Genomic DNA, 12,956 nt, shown 5'->3' with positions numbered 1-12,956 from the left:
GTATGTGAGCAGAATCAGCGCACCATTACTACCGCGTAGGCAATGTCGCCCCCGGGAGGACGCCGTGCTGAGCACGATGCAGGACGTACCGCTGACTGTGACCCGCATTCTGGTGCACGGGGCGCTGGTGCACGGAGAGTCGCAGATCACGACCTGGACCGGCGAGGGCGAGCCGCACCGCCGCAGTTTCCGTGAGGCCGGGGAGCGCGCGAACCAGTTGGCCCACGCCCTGCGCGACGACCTCGGTGTGACAGGCGACGAGCGGGTCGCGACCCTGATGTGGAACAACGCCGAGCACGTCGAGGCGTACTACGCGATCCCCTCCATGGGCGCCGTCCTGCACACCCTGAACCTGCGCCTCCCGGCCGAGCAGCTCGTCTTCATCGTCAACCACGCGGCCGACCGCGTGGTCATCGCCAACGGTTCGCTGCTTCCGCTGCTCGCGCCGCTGCTCCCCCAGCTTCCGACGGTCGAGCACGTGGTGGTCTCGGGTCCCGGCGACCGTTCGCTGCTCGACGGGGCGAGCGTGCGGGTGCACGAGTACGAGGAGCTGCTCGCCGGGAAGTCGACGGTCTACGACTGGCCGGAGATCGACGAGCGGCAGGCCGCCGCCATGTGCTACACCTCCGGGACCACCGGCGACCCCAAGGGTGTCGTGTACTCCCACCGTTCGATCTACCTGCACTCCATGCAGGTGAACATGGCCCAGTCGATGGGGCTCACCGACCGTGACACGACCCTCGTCGTGGTCCCGCAGTTCCACGTCAACGCCTGGGGTCTGCCGCACGCGACCTTCATGTCCGGCATCAACATGCTGATGCCGGACCGCTTCCTGCAGCCCGCGCCCCTCGCCGAGATGATCGAGAGCGAGCGGCCGACGCACGCCGCCGCCGTTCCGACCATCTGGCAGGGCCTGCTCGCCGAGCTGACCGCCAAGCCCCGGGACGTCTCCTCCCTCACCCAGGTGACGATCGGCGGCTCGGCCTGCCCGCCCTCGCTGATGGCCGCCTTCGACGAGCTGGGCATGCACGTCTGCCACGCCTGGGGCATGACCGAGACCTCCCCGCTCGGCACCATCGCCCGCCCGCCGGCCCACGCCGTGGGCACGGACGAGGAGTTCGCGTACCGCCTCACCCAGGGCCGTTTCCCGGCGGGCGTCGAGGCCCGGCTCACCGGCCCCGGCGGCGAACGGCTCCCGTGGGACGGCGAGTCCGCCGGCGAGCTGGAGGTCCGCGGCCCGTGGATCGCCGGCGCCTACTACGGCGGCGACGGCGCCGAACCGCTGCGCCCCGCCGACAAGTTCAGCGAGGACGGCTGGCTCAAGACCGGTGACGTCGGCACGATCAGCGCCGACGGCTTCCTGACCCTCACCGACCGGGCCAAGGACGTCATCAAGTCGGGCGGCGAGTGGATCTCCTCGGTCGACCTGGAGAACGCCCTCATGTCCCACCCGGACGTGACCGAGGCCGCGGTCGTGGCCGTCCCCGACGAGAAGTGGGGCGAGCGGCCGCTGGCCACCGTCGTCCTCAAGGAGGGCTCCACCGCCGGCTTCGAGAGCCTGCGCGCCTTCCTCGCCGGCGAGGGCGGGATCGCCAAGTGGCAGCTCCCGGAGCGCTGGTCGATCGTCGAATCGGTCCCGAAGACGAGCGTCGGCAAGTTCGACAAGAAGGTCATCCGCAAGAAGTACGCGGAGGGCAGCCTGGACGTGACCAAGCTCTGACGCGCTCCGGGCGGCCACGGCCGGTCCCGGGGAGCCTCGCAACGTCACACGTGCGCCGGGCGGGGAGCCCCAGGGGTCCCCGCCCGGCGCACGCGCGGTTCACGGACGTACCGGCGCACGGACGGTACGTACGGCCGGGCGGTCGCCGGGACGCGTGTGCGACCGGCCGGGCGGCCACGACCCCCCGGGCGACCACGACCGGCTGGGCGCACGGCCCGGTCGGGCGGCCGGACAGGTCCTAGTTGGTACCGATGCGGGCCAGGAGGTCGACGATCCGGTCCTGGACCTCGGCGCTCGTGGAACGCTCGGCGAGGAACAGCACCGACTCCCCCGCGGCCAGCCGCGGCAGTTCGGCCGGGTCGAAGCCGGCGGTGTAGACGACGAGCGGTGTGCGGTTCAACTGCCCGTTCGCACGCAGCCAGTCGACGATCCCGGCGCGTCGGCGCCGTACCTGCATCAGGTCCATCACCACGAGGTTCGGACGCATCTGCGCGGCCAGCGTGACGGCGTCCTCGTCGGTCGAGGCGCGCGCGACCTGCATCCCGCGCCGCTCCAGCGTCGCCGTCAGCGCGAGCGCGATCTCCGCGTGCTCCTCGATGAGCAGCACGCGCGGCGGGTGCTGCTCGGAGTCGCGGGGCGCGAGCGCCTTCAGGAGTACGGCGGGGTCGGCTCCGTACGCCGCCTCGCGCGTCGCCTGTCCGAGTCCGGCCGTCACCAGGACGGGCACCTCGGCGGCGACGGCGGCCTGGCGCAGCGACTGCAACGCGGTGCGGGTGATCGGGCCGGTCAGCGGATCGACGAACAGCGCGGCCGGGAACGCGGCGATCTGCGCGTCGACCTCCTCGCGCGAGTTCACGATGACGGGCCGGTAGCCGCGGTCGCTGAGCGCCTGCTGGGTGGTGGCGTCGGGCGCCGGCCACACGAGCAGCCGCCGCGGGTTGTCCAGCGGCTCCGGGGGCAGTTCGTCGTCGACGGGCCGCGGCTGCGGCTGGTCGGCGACCTCGACGGCACCGCCGGGACCGTCGAGCGGCTCCGGGCCCTCGGCGGCGTTCTCGTCCGGTGCTCCTATGGCGTACGACCGTCCGGCGCCCTCGGTGGTGCCGGGCCGCCGGGGTCCGGCACCAGGCTGGCCACCCTGCGGAAGCGAGCGCGCCGCGGTCTCCGTGCGTTCGACGACGGGCTCGGGCGGAGTGCCGAGCTTGCGGCGGCGGCCCCCGCCGTTCGTCCCGTGCGGGGGAGGCGTCTGCGCCTGGACGCCGCCGCCCGGCTGGGCCGCCGCGACCTGGCGGGCGAACGGAACGCCCTGGCCGAGCGTGCGCACGCTTATGGCACGGCCCTGCGTCGAGTTGGGGTCGGCCGGGGCGGACGCGGGCGCCGCCTCGGCGGGCAGCGGCTGGGCGGCCCGCTGGACCGGGCGTTCCGGGGGGAGCGGGGCCGGAGCCGCCGTGTTCGCCGCCGGGAGCGCGGGCTGCGCACCGGCGCCGGAGGGCACCGGCCTGCCGGGGGCCCCGGCGGACGCGGTGCCCACGCCGGTGGTGGTGTTCGCGTCGGGCCAGGGCTGGGGTGCGGGGGCGGTACCGGCCTGCGCGACGGCGGGCAGCCCGGGGGGAACCGGCTGACCGGCGGCGGGCGTGCCAGGGACGCCCTGCCGGGGAAGCCCCTGCGCCGCAGCCGTCCGCCCCGGCGCGGGGACCGGCTGCCCGGCAACGCCCTGCGCCGGGAGTTCCTGCCCGGGTGCCCCGGCCGCCGTCACGGGCTGGCCCGGCGCGGCGACCTGACGGGCGCGTCGGCGGCCCGTCGGGGCGGAGGCGGGGTGTGGCTGCGGCGGGGTGTGATCGTCGTCGGGGTTGTGCGTCATCGCGTCGTGGCGGCCGTCGGGCTGCTGGGCCAGCGCGACCTGAGCCTGAGCCGCCTGGGCGGCCTGCGCCCGGGCGGCCTGGACCTCGGCGGCCTGGGCTTGAACGGCCTGCGCCTGGGCGGCCTGCGCCTGGGCCTCGGCCTGGACGTACTCCGGGGAGCGGTCCGCCTGTGCCGGCGGCAGCGCGAACACCGCGCGGGCGCCCGTCTCCTGCGCGGCGGCCCGCTCGGCCGCGGCGGCCAGCGCACGGCGGCGCCGCCCGTTCGGCCGGCCCGCGTCGTCGGTGGCACCGTCGTCCTCGGCGGGACCGTCGCCCGGCGCCGTCGCCGCCGGAGCGGCCTGCGCGACGGGCGCCGCCGGCAACGCCGCGGGCAGTGCGTTCTGTTCGCCGTCCCGGCGCGCGCGTCGTCCGGAGGGCACCGGCACCCCCTGCGGAGGCACCGTCCCGCCCAGCCCGGATCCCACGGCCGCGGTTCCCGCCCCGTGCTCGCCCGCCATCACGACCGCGCCCTCGGAGACCCCGTCGGGCGTCCCCTCGCCCGCGGCGTCGCCCGTGCCCTCGACGGAGCTGGGCCGGCCACGGCGTCGCCCGGTACCACCGGAGCCGTCGTCGGAGCCGTCGGCCGTCTGCTCCTGTGCCTGAACCGGCAGCTCGCCGGCCGTCTGCTCCTCGGCGGCGCGCCGACGACGGCGCCCGGTGGGAGCGGTCGCACCGGCCGCCTCGACGGCCTTCGGGCCGGACTCCCCCGTCTCCTCGCTCTCCAGGAAGGCGTCCACGGAGGACCGCCGGGCCCGCCGCCTGCCACCGCTCTGCTGCGCGGCCGGCTCGGCGAGGGCGACCTCGGTGGAGACCACCGGTCCGGTGCCGAGCGGAACCGAACCCGCCCCGCCCCCGATGGGCACCTCGAGGACGTACGCGCTGCCGCTCATCCCCGGCACCTCGTGCGTCTGGAGCACACCGCCGTGCGCGCGCACGATCCCGCGCACGATCGGCTCGTGCACCGGGTCTCCCCCGGCGTACGGCCCGCGCACCTCGATCCTGACGACCTCGCCGCGCTGTGCCGCCGCCACGACGACCGTGTTGTCCATGTAGCCGCCCGCCGACACCGGCGCGTTGCCGGTCGCGTCGACTCCGGCGACGTCCGCGATGAGGTGCGCGAGGGCGCCCGCGAGCCGCTGCGGGTCGACCTCGGCCTCGATGGGCGGGGCGTGCACGGCGAACTGCACACGTCCGGGCCCGATCAGGTCGACGGCCCCGTCGACACCCGCCGCGACCACGGCGTCGAGCATCACGTTCGTACGGAAGATCGTCTCGATGCCGGCGTCCAGCCGCTGGTAGCCGAGGACGTTGTCGACGAGGGTCGTGATGCGCGAGTAGCCGGCCGACAGGTGGTGGAGCACCTGGTTGGCCTCCGGCCACAGCTGCCCGGCGTCGTCGGCGGCGAGCTTGGCGAGTTCGCCGCGCAGCTGGTCGAGCGGCCCGCGCAGGGACTGGCCGAGGACGGCGAGCAGCTGCTCGTGCCGGGCGGTCAGCGCCTCGTAGCGGTCCTTCTCACGCTCGCCGAGCGCCGCGTAGCGCTCGTCGCCGGCGGCGATCTCCTCCTCGTGCCCCTCGGTCAGCTCGGTGAGCTCGGCGGTGTGCCGCTCGCGCAGCTCCTCCAGTTCGGCGGCGTGCTCCTCGCCGATCCGCTCCAGCTCCTCGGCGTGCCGGGTGGCGGCCGCGTCCTTCTCCTCGACCAGGGTGTCGTACGGCCGCCGGTCGGTGAAGGTCATGACGGCACCGACGAGCTGGTCCCCGTCCCGCACCGGAGAGGTCGTCAGGTCGACCGGCACCTGGTCCCCGGACTTCGACCACAGCACCTGCCCGCGCACCCGGTGCTTGCGCCCGGAGCGCAGGGTGTCGGCGAGCGGTGACTCCGTATAGGGGAAGGTCTCGCCGTCCGCCCGCGAGTGCAGGATGAGGGCGTGCAGGTCCTTGCCGCCGAGATCGCTGGCCCGGTATCCGAGGATCTGGGCGGCGGCGGGATTGACGAGAACGACCCGCCCCTCGGTGTCCGTCCCGACGACGCCCTCGGCCGCCGCGCGCAGGATCATCTCGGTCTGGCGTTGCGAACGCGCGAGTTCGGCCTCGGTGTCGACGGTGCCCGAAAGGTCGCGCACGACGAGCATGAGCAGCTCGTCAGGGGTGGGTCCGTGACTGTCGTAGGCCTGCTGGCCGTCCTCCAGATTCGCACTGGTGACCTCGACCGGGAACTCCGTCCCGTCGGTACGCCGCGCGATCATCCGGGTCGGCTTGGTCCGCCCGCGCTCGTCGGTGGTGTCCGGGCGCCGCATGGATCCGGGGATCAGCCGGGAGTCGAACTCGGGCAGCAGATCGAGCAGCCCGCGGCCCACCAGAGCCGTGCCCGGGGTCTCGAAGGCCTCCAGGGCGATGGTGTTGGCGTTGACCACGGTCCCGTTGGCGTTGACCAGGACCAGCGCATCGGGCAGCGCGTCCAGTATGGCTGCGAGGCGAGCAGCGCCTCGGGATGGCCTGCTGCTCACGAGACGCTTCCTCCCTGTTACCGCACCTTGCCGACCGCGGATGCCATCTTGCCAACCGGCCCGCGGCGTGTCACGCGAGGGAGTCTACGGGCAGTGGTTGCGCTCGCGATGCCGGATGAGAGGGAGGTCGCACACATATGAGACGCAGAACCGGCGTAGAACCTGTGACCACGCATTTCACCCGGCGGAACCGTGAGAGCACCGTGAGATCACCGTGACGTCGCCGTGTCCTCGCCCGGTCCGCGCTACGGGCGGGCGCCGGGCAGCAGCGGCACCAGGGCGTTCCAGCGCGAGATCTCGCACCCGTTCGAGCGGTCGTAGCGCGCGTCGACGGGGCGCCCCGCCCAGGTTCCGGTGACATGCGCGGTGGCCGGACCTCCGTACTGCATCGTGCAGAGGGTGTCCGGCGGCACCGGGGCGAAGGTGTCCTTGCCCCAGGTGGTCATCCGGTCCAGCCGGTCGCAGGCCTCCGCCGCGTGCGGATGGCCGCCGCCCGCCGGGTGGCACTCCAGCTCGAACGTCCCGTCCGCACCGCCGCCCACGTCGTGGACGGTCACGGTCAGCCGGTCCGTGGAGTCCTCGGGGCGGGCCGGCGGGGGCATGAGGGCGGGCAGGGCGACGCCGTACGCGGCGGCGGACAGAGAGGACGGTCCGGCGGGGAACAGCAGCGACGGCGGTCCGGCGGGGGAGGCCATGGGTACGGGGAACACCCCGGGGACGTCGGACACGGTTCCGGCGGTGGCGCTGGACACGGTCGAGAGCGCGGCGGTGGCGGACACGGCGGCGGTGAGGAGCAGTCGGCGCAACATGCCCTGCCTAACGCGAGGCGACCCGCCCGGTTGCGCGCCCGTAGGGGCTTTGCGGTGCGGCCCACCTGCCTAGTACCGTAGGGGGCGATTGGTGACACGGCGCTCGACTGTGTCATCATCTGCACGCACCACTCGCGCTCGCGTGAGCGGTTGTGCGGGAGGCGTCGCCTAGTCCGGTCTATGGCGCCGCACTGCTAATGCGGTTTGGGCCTTCAAGCCCATCGAGGGTTCAAATCCCTCCGCCTCCGCGCGAAGATCCGAAGCCCCGGTCCAGTGGACCGGGGCTTCGGCGTTCCGGGTGTCCCCGCGGGCCGTGGAACGCGCCGGTGTTCAGGGCGCTCGGGAGGGCTCAGAAGCGCGTTTGCCCAGCTCACAAGGGGTGAGGCAAACGGATTTCACATGGCGGCGGCAGTCATGTAATGTTCTTCCTGTCGCCGCGAGCGGGGCAAAAGCCCGGGAAGCGAAGACAGAAGCACAACAGAACAAGCACTCGTAGCTTAACGGATAGAGCATCTGACTACGGATCAGAAGGTTGCAGGTTCGAATCCTGCCGAGTGCACATAGGTCAAAGGCCCCGGAGTAATCCGGGGCCTTTGACGTTTCGGGGGCGTACGGCGGCGAAGTACAGCAACGGCCGATGTCAGGCGCCGATGTCAGCCCGCTTTGCCGCCGCCCGTGGCCGCGGACAGCTTGCCGAGCGCCGAGCGCACTGAGCGCACCTCCTCCTCGCTTGCTTCCGCGTAGACCTCCATCGTCATGGCGGTCTGCGAGTGCCGGAGGATGCGCCGAGCCACCTTGGGGTGGACCTTCAGTGCGACCAGGAGCGAGCTGCACGCGTGCCGGGTGTTCCGGAGCGGGATGACCCGGAGGCCGGCGCGGCGAGCACGCAGGGCGAACATTCGGGTCAGATTCCCCGGCTCGATGGGCGTCCCGTACTTCGTCGTGAAGACCAGGCCGCGCGTGTCCTGCCAGAGTTCACCGGCCGCCTCGCGGTCGCCGGTCTGCTGAGCGCGGCGCATCCGTAGAGCCTTCAGGCAGAACTCCGGCAGGGGCAGGAAGTCGTCGGACTCCTCGGTCTTCGTCTCCCGGTGGAGGATCTGACGCGGCCCGCCCGCTGGATCTGGTGATCCACGTACAGCTCACTCGTCTCGAAGTCGATCGACTTCCAGGTGAGGCCCGCTCCTCGCGTCCCCGCGCGTCGGAGACGGAGGCCACCCGTGCTGATGGACAAGCCGCAACGCGGTTACTGGTGCCAGTGCTGGGCCCGAGACCTCACCGACGACGCGGAACAGCCGGCACTCCGGGCATCCTTCGACGCCTGCACCGCCGCTCAGGCAGACCGATGGACCGCGGTGGCACTCCGCACCATCTCACCGGCACTCGACGCCGATGCACCCCAGGAAGCATGGACGTGGCTCTACGACGGCCGCATAGCGACGAGGAAGGCTCTCATCCGTGCCGAGCCCTGCGAGGTGTCAGTCACCCAGGCTGCTCGATGGCCACGGGGGCGGTCCACCGGAAAGGTGTCACATGGGCATCGGTGCACGGCACGCTTCGACCAGCGCTGCCACTGCTGCATTGCTTCTCTGCCTCGCTACTGCGGGCACCGCCAGCGCCGAGGAGGCGCCGACCGACGGTAATTCCGTTCCGGCCGACCAGACTACGGAAATCAACAACAGACAGGGCTGGGAGGATGAGACCGACCAGCCGATTGTCGAGGTGAGCCCGCGTCGATGTGACGGTCCGTCGACCTGGTACCAATTCAGCTCGAAGAAGGCGACCTTCGTACCTTCGTGGTGGAACGGCACGTCGTTCAAAGACGGACCGGGTGGGACCATGACAGTGTCGGTGCTCAAGAGTGGCACCATTTCGCTCGAAGTCTCGGGCACCGGCGAGTGGTCAGCCGGAGCGATCCTTGCGAAGGCCAAGACCACGATCTCCGTCAAGGTTGCCGGCAGCGTGTCCATCAGCACTGGTCACACCTATAGCCAGGACATCCCCAGGAACAAGTACGGTCACATGCAGTATGGCTCCTGGGGCTACAAGGCGAACTGGAAGAGGTACCGGACCTCGGGCAACGGCTGCGGCGCCGTCGAGATCGGCCACGGCACAACTACGCTGCCCACGAACGAAGTGGGCTGGAAGTGGTGGGTAACCTCGTCATGACCTCCTTGAATCCGCGGGTCTGCCTCGTCATGTGTGCAGTCGCGACGTCGGCGCTTCTGCTCACGTCCTGCACCTCTGACGACGGGAAGGACAAGGCGGGACACTCGTCGCCGTCGTCTGCACCAAGCACCTCGGCAACAGCATCTGGCCCGTCCGAGACGAAGGTCACCGAGCAGGCCCAGGCGGCCCTTGCCGCCGTACAGAGCGGCAAGTTCTTCGCGTCCGGCGCGGAGCGTGTGACCGACGGGGTTCACACCGAGACCATCCTGAGTGAGGGCAAGAACTACAAGCTCAACCTGGTGTGCATCGGCAGTGGTAGCGCGCAGTTGTCGTTCACACCGGCGAGCACCGGTTCGAAGGCCACGATCCCGTGCGATCAAGCGCTGGTCCAGCAGCGGATCACGGGGCACGGGTCGGTCCGCATCAACGTTGATGGCGCCAAGGGCGCGACTGGCGTGATCGCCTGGCAGGTCGACGCCGTCTGATCCACGCGCGCAGTGACCGTCCTTCAGCATCACCGCTGAGGGCGCTCACTGCGCGTAGTACAGCCCAACGTCAGCATCAACAGGGACCTTTGGCGTTCCACGCGTCTGACTGAGTTACAACTTTCTCTACTGATTCAAGCCCCGCCCGTTGGGCGGGGAGGGGGCCCTCCACCGCGCAGCCGGTGCCGTTCGGGAGCTCCCAGCCGTGGCGCACTTGAAATAACAGAACACCACCGCATCACCGCAGGACCTGCAGCTCCCCCATGCTTCATCAGCCCCAAGGCTTGTACCTCAGCCCCGGCATGCGGCCCACGGCCCCGCGGGCGAGGACAGGGGGCTCTTGCCTTCGGCATCCGGTGCGCCGGCCCTACGGCTTTCCGGTCGTCGCTGCGTGGATCACATCCCACCGGCCCGCACTGCGGGCCGGCGCGGACTCGGGGCTCGGGGCTCCGCTCCTGCCTTCGGCCCGCGCCGCCCCGGCCCCGGCCCCGCGCCACTCAACGTTGCCCCGGGGTGACCCCCGCTTCACGCTCTGACCCCGCCAAGGGCCGATACACCGGACCGAGCCTGATTCCCCACCCAGCCCACACGCCAGGACCCACCTTGGGCAGGCACTGCCCCAGGGCCATCACGCAGGATCCGCACGAACCCGACAAGACGCTCTGTGATCAAAAAGAGGGATCGGGCCCTGGGCGTGGCTGCGGGCGTGCGTGGCGGGACTGGCCCTGCCGGCCGTCTCCTCATCCCCTGCCTGGGCCGACCCATCCCCTAACGCGTACGTCACCAACAGCGGCTCGAGCGATGTGTCGGTGATCGACACCGCCGCCAACACCGTCGTAGGCAGCCCCATCCCCGTCGGCGCCAACCCGGCCGGTATCGCGATCACCAAGCCCGGCCACCACCGGTGACAGCAAAGAAGGCCCTGCTCGGGGGTTGCGGTACAGCAGCGAAGTACCGCAACCACAGCAACCGCCCCCACCCCGCAGCGTCCGTGTGAGGCCGTAGCGCAACCCGTCAGCGACTGATCCACACAGAGCTACGGATCAGTAGTTCCCCGTGCCACACCCGTGCCAGATCCAGCGGGGCGCCACGGGGAACGGCAGTGGCTGGCGGGCGGCTGCCCCTGGTCCACCCAGGTGGATATTTCGCAGGTCAGAGCCGCACTCGCCCCACCTCGCTCCTAAGGCGGTGCTCCACACCTGCGGGTGAGACCATCCGTGGATGGCAGACGCACAGCTACCCCCGGGATGGTCCCTTCAGCAGATCCGTGACGTATCCGGGGACCGTGAGGCTGTCGTCCTGGATCCGAACCGGGCGGTGAAGTGGGTAGGTCGTCCCGGAGGCCCCGACGAGGTGCTGTACCCAGAGATCGTTCTCGGATTCCACGACCTGTGCCTTGTGAAGCCTGTCCATGACGACGACTGGTACATGGGCAGCCTGTACGACGACGGCAGCATCATCTGCTGGGCAGCCTGTAACAATCTGTATGACGGGCTGCGCGGTTTGTAGCAGCATGCAGGCCTGTCCTGCACTCACGGGATTTCTTGGGGCGGCGGTACAGCATCGAAGTACAGCAACCACAGCAACCGCCCCCGTCTTGTAGCACCTCTCTAGCCCCGAAGAGTGGCCTGTATGACCGCCGCTGACCGATCTCTCTAGAGCTACGGATCAGAAGGCGTCGTGCCCCAACCGTGCCCGATCCAGCGGGCAACAACGGTGAACCGCGGGCACACGCGGGCAGCAGGCAACGCAACGGCCCCCGACCGATTCAGGCGCTTTCCAGGGGCCGTTCACCTGCGGTGGGTGTGGGATTTGAACCCACGGTGACTCGCGCCACGACGGTTTTCAGGACCGCTCGATCGGCGGGATCTACAGGGCGTCCGGCCTACGCACTCTCTGTAAGGGTCAGCCCGTGAGTGAGTGTCCTGGCCGGAGGGTGGCGGCAGGACGCTTATGCGCAAACCGTCAGGCGCAAAGCCGGTCGTCCGGATGCGCGTGCCAAGTTTCGCACCCCAGGGAAGATCCAAAAGACAGCCCCTGGGTGTTCCCCTTTTCGGTAGTCTCCCCGCGCCAAGGTCACTGCTCCCGAAGCCGGGTCCAGGCCGACTATGCAACGCGGCCATGCGACTTCGCAGCTCGCACCGCCTCACGGACTGGAGAACACCATGCCCCGATGGGCCGTCGTGGAAGCTCACGGACAGGCGGAATCCTCCTGGTACTGCATCCACAGTGAGCTCGAAGGGTCCGAAGCCGAGGCTCTGGCCGCGATGCTGCGCATCGTGGACAGTTTCGCAAGGGCCTACTCCGCGAAGGGGATCCAACGCCAGAAAAGACAGGTCTTCCGCGTCTCCGAACGCAGCTACTACGTCCGCGTCAAAGACAGGTGGTCGTCGGCTGTGGAAGCCCACTTCACCCTCGCCGAGCTCATAGCCGACACCCACGACGACGACCTGCCCGATGCTGCCGGCGAGCCGGCGGAGGAGTTGTGAATCCCCGGCTTCGGGTTGGCCGCACTCAAGGAGCGGGAAACGGGTCTTGTCGTCCGCCACGGTGAAGGCTCTGACTGGTAGAACGGGCTGACATCAGCGGCTGACACCAACAAGCGCGAATAGCGACGGCCCGCACCAGATCTCAGCGGATGCTCGATCGAAGCGCCGGGCTGGTCGACCGGCGTCGACAGCATCCCGTGATCGACCTGATAAAGATGGGCACCAAACGCAAAGCCTGCCTGCCCTCGTGCCCAATAGCCCGGCAGCCATGGCGACTCGCGCAGCCGGATGAACGGGCCGGAGGGACGGTCACGTCGTAGCCGTGGAGTACGTCTCCCAAGCGCTGGTCAGGCGGGTATCGAACCAGGCCACTGCGGTGGAATGTTGCTGGCCGGGCAGAGGCCGGAGTCGCCGGGATAGCCGTCCAGGGTGCCGGTGGTGGCGAAGAGCCACCACGCCAGCAAGATCGGGACGGAGACCACCAGCAGCGCCGGCACACACACGCGTACAACCGTCGGAGCGCGAAGCACCAGGAGACGCCCGATCGCCAACGCCCCAAGCCCAGCGAGGCCCCCGCCCGCTGTGGACAAAGGAAGCAGCATGTTGAGTTCGAAACGGCCGCCAGCTTCGTATCCCGCATCGCAGTACGCACGCGCCCAGACAGTCAGGGACCACCCGCCATAAGCCACCGCTCCGCCGAAGAACCAGGAGACCGCCCAGGGAAGCCAGGCGAAGGACCCGGACTTAAGAATGCGCATGACATGGTCACCCCCGTCGGGATCCTGCGGTACGGCAGCCAGATACCGCAACCTCAGCAGTCGCCCGCGTCCGGTAGCGGCCCTCCAGAGCCCGGTAGCGGCCGGAATGGCCGTCGCTGACCGCTCC

Annotated in this window: 9 protein-coding genes, 2 tRNA genes and 2 pseudogenes; 9 read left to right on the top strand and 4 right to left on the bottom strand. The window is 70.5% G+C overall.

All coding sequences use genetic code 11. The features are described from left to right. The first annotated feature begins 64 nt into the window (after positions 1–64). Positions 65–1,720: a long-chain fatty acid--CoA ligase gene (locus ACFYW8_RS12295; protein WP_389071549.1), complete on the top strand. Its 1,656-nt coding sequence runs from the start codon at positions 65–67 to the stop codon at positions 1,718–1,720. A 238-nt stretch (positions 1,721–1,958) separates the two neighbouring features. Here the strand turns inward: ACFYW8_RS12295 and ACFYW8_RS12290 are convergent, their stop codons facing one another. Beyond that, positions 1,959–6,122, bottom strand: a complete 4,164-nt coding sequence (locus tag ACFYW8_RS12290) for a PAS domain-containing protein (protein WP_389071543.1) — start codon at positions 6,120–6,122, stop codon at positions 1,959–1,961. 245 nt (positions 6,123–6,367) lie between these two features. Continuing rightward, positions 6,368–6,931: an SSI family serine proteinase inhibitor gene (locus tag ACFYW8_RS12285; protein ID WP_389071538.1), complete on the bottom strand. Its 564-nt coding sequence runs from the start codon at positions 6,929–6,931 to the stop codon at positions 6,368–6,370. Positions 6,932–7,088: 157 nt separating this feature from the next. Between ACFYW8_RS12285 and ACFYW8_RS12280 the strand changes: the two genes are divergently transcribed. Both ACFYW8_RS12280 and ACFYW8_RS12275 read left to right on the top strand, forming a co-directional pair. Continuing rightward, positions 7,089–7,179, top strand: a tRNA-Ser gene (locus ACFYW8_RS12280). A gap of 238 nt (positions 7,180–7,417) precedes the next feature. Further along, a tRNA-Arg gene (locus tag ACFYW8_RS12275) sits at positions 7,418–7,490 on the top strand. A gap of 94 nt (positions 7,491–7,584) precedes the next feature. Here ACFYW8_RS12275 and ACFYW8_RS12270 read toward each other — a convergent pair. Then, positions 7,585–8,108, bottom strand: a pseudogene (locus tag ACFYW8_RS12270) (tyrosine-type recombinase/integrase); the annotation flags it as partial. Between the two features lie 46 nt (positions 8,109–8,154). On the opposite strand from ACFYW8_RS12270, the pseudogene ACFYW8_RS12265 reads away from it, so the two are divergent. From ACFYW8_RS12265 to ACFYW8_RS12240, 6 genes and pseudogenes are all read left to right on the top strand, one after another. Further along, a pseudogene (locus ACFYW8_RS12265) lies at positions 8,155–8,421 on the top strand (hypothetical protein); the annotation flags it as partial. 40 nt (positions 8,422–8,461) lie between these two features. Beyond that, positions 8,462–9,097 carry a hypothetical protein gene (locus ACFYW8_RS12260; protein WP_389071534.1) on the top strand — a complete coding sequence of 212 codons (636 nt, stop codon included), beginning with the start codon at positions 8,462–8,464 and terminating at the stop codon, positions 9,095–9,097. Next, the gene (locus ACFYW8_RS12255) at positions 9,079–9,582 is read left to right on the top strand and encodes a hypothetical protein (RefSeq protein ID WP_389071530.1); all 504 of its coding nucleotides are present in this window, start codon (positions 9,079–9,081) and stop codon (positions 9,580–9,582) included. The genes ACFYW8_RS12260 and ACFYW8_RS12255 overlap by 19 nt, the downstream gene beginning before the upstream one ends. 710 nt (positions 9,583–10,292) lie before the next feature. Beyond that, complete coding sequence (locus tag ACFYW8_RS12250; RefSeq protein ID WP_389071525.1) at positions 10,293–10,490, top strand: hypothetical protein; 198 nt, start codon at positions 10,293–10,295, stop codon at positions 10,488–10,490. 313 nt (positions 10,491–10,803) lie between these two features. Beyond that, positions 10,804–11,091, top strand: coding sequence for a hypothetical protein (locus ACFYW8_RS12245; protein WP_365869437.1), 288 nt, complete (start codon positions 10,804–10,806; stop codon positions 11,089–11,091). Between the two features lie 656 nt (positions 11,092–11,747). Then, the gene (locus ACFYW8_RS12240) at positions 11,748–12,071 is read left to right on the top strand and encodes a hypothetical protein (protein WP_365869438.1); all 324 of its coding nucleotides are present in this window, start codon (positions 11,748–11,750) and stop codon (positions 12,069–12,071) included. A gap of 347 nt (positions 12,072–12,418) precedes the next feature. On the opposite strand, the gene ACFYW8_RS12235 is transcribed toward ACFYW8_RS12240, so the two are convergent. Beyond that, positions 12,419–12,829, bottom strand: coding sequence for a hypothetical protein (locus tag ACFYW8_RS12235; RefSeq protein WP_389071515.1), 411 nt, complete (start codon positions 12,827–12,829; stop codon positions 12,419–12,421). Between the last annotated feature and the right edge of the window lie 127 nt (positions 12,830–12,956).

The organism is Streptomyces sp. NPDC002742 (assembly GCF_042888885.1).
Lineage (GTDB): Bacteria > Actinomycetota > Actinomycetes > Streptomycetales > Streptomycetaceae > Streptomyces.
This window is presented reverse-complemented; position numbering and strand designations above follow the sequence as displayed.